Source organism: Pseudomonas sp. P5_B2 (assembly GCF_056400445.1).
In genome coordinates, this window is the sequence record NZ_JBFULH010001519.1 from 1 (window position 1) to 523 (window position 523).

The following is a 523-nucleotide window of genomic DNA, read 5'->3' on the forward strand; positions in this document are numbered from 1 at the left end:
ATCACCTGCCATGGATTCACCCAAGCCTTAACAGCTATTCCCGCCTGGAAGACCACTACAACATCATATTCGACCAGTTCGCTGGTCAAGGTAGCCTTGCCTACAACCTGTYGGACGTCGCCGGCACCCACCTGCCGACTTTCCCGTCCTGGCCGGCTGACCGTATGCGCAACGCCGAGTATGTGTCGTTCTTCCCGAACGTACTGCTGGGTATCCAGGCCGACCACGCCTTCGCGATGATGCTTGAGCCGGTTGCTCCGGGTAAGACGATTGAACATTTGCGCTTGTTCTTCGTGGGCGACGAGGCTCTCAGCCCGCATTACGAAGCCGCTCGAAAGGCTGTCATGGAATCCTGGCGAGTGGTGTTCGCCGAGGATATTGCTTCCGTTGAAGGAATGCAAAAAGGCCGCAGCTCGCCTGGTTACAACGGCGGAGCCTTCTCACCAGAAATGGATTTACCGACTCACTACTTCCACAAGTGGGCCGCACGTCAGTTGCTCAACAGCGACGAGAAGGCTTAAGC

Annotated in this window: 1 protein-coding gene; it reads left to right on the plus strand. The window is 56.7% G+C overall.

What is annotated here, in order from left to right; translation table 11 throughout:
• The coding region (locus AC1DRJ_RS32155) for an RHO alpha subunit C-terminal catalytic domain-containing protein (protein WP_477805632.1) at positions 1-521 on the plus strand (521 nt) is incomplete at its 5' end.
• Between the last annotated feature and the right edge of the window lie 2 nt (positions 522-523).